The sequence below is a fragment of the Streptomyces malaysiensis subsp. samsunensis genome, from assembly GCF_024519315.1.
Classification (GTDB): Bacteria; Actinomycetota; Actinomycetes; order Streptomycetales; family Streptomycetaceae; genus Streptomyces; species Streptomyces malaysiensis.
Genome location: NZ_JANIIC010000241.1, coordinates 1 through 750, shown reverse-complemented (window position 1 = coordinate 750; position 750 = coordinate 1). Strand labels below are relative to the sequence as shown.

Here is a 750-nt window from a genome sequence, read left to right as displayed (position 1 = left end):
TAGGGCCTGTGTGATGTTGTGATCAGCCAGTTGCCTTCAGGAGGTCGTCGATCCAGATCATCGAGGCACGGAGGTGGAGGCCGGCGAGGTAGCTCTCGGGCGTCTTGTCGTATCGAGTCGCGATACCGCGCCATGCCTTCAACTTGTTGATGAGCCGCTCGACGGTGTTCCGCTCCTTGTAAAGATCGCCGTCGTGGCGTGTGGGGCGGCCGCCCCGGCGGCCCTTCTTCTTCCGGTTGGCGGACTGGTCCTTCTTCTCCGGGATGACTGCCTTGATGCCGCGTTTTCGCAGGTAAGAGCGGTTTGCGCGGGACGAGTAGGCCTTGTCCGCGGCGACAGCGTCGGGCCGGGTTCGAGGACGGCCGAGAGGCAGACGGACCCGCACCTCCTGCAACACGGGGACGAACTGCGGGCTGTCGGCGGCCTGTCCTGCGGTCAGGACGAACGACAACGGACGGCACTTGCGGTCCGCGGCGAGATGAACCTTGCTCGTCAGCCCACCACGGGATCTGCCGAGCAGGCCTTGGTTCAAGCGGAGCTTGCGCCGTCGCCTGATACGCCGCCGCTCTTCCCGCTCGGGGCCGTCCCTGCCGTCCTGTCCGTTCTGTTCTGGCGGGCCGCCCCCTTTTGCCGGGCCCGCTCCTGCTCGGCGGCAGCTTCTTCAAGGGCGTCCATAACCTCCTTGCCGATGCACATCCCGGCGGCGTCGTGGTGGGCGCGGGCAGTGGTGGAGTCCACGCTGACCAGGGA

The 750-nt window shown here is 66.5% G+C and carries 1 pseudogene; it reads right to left on the bottom strand.

The features are described 5' to 3' along the window. Positions 1–22: 22 nt before the first annotated feature. Positions 23–750 (bottom strand): annotated as a pseudogene (locus NQU54_RS48690) (IS5 family transposase); the annotation flags it as partial.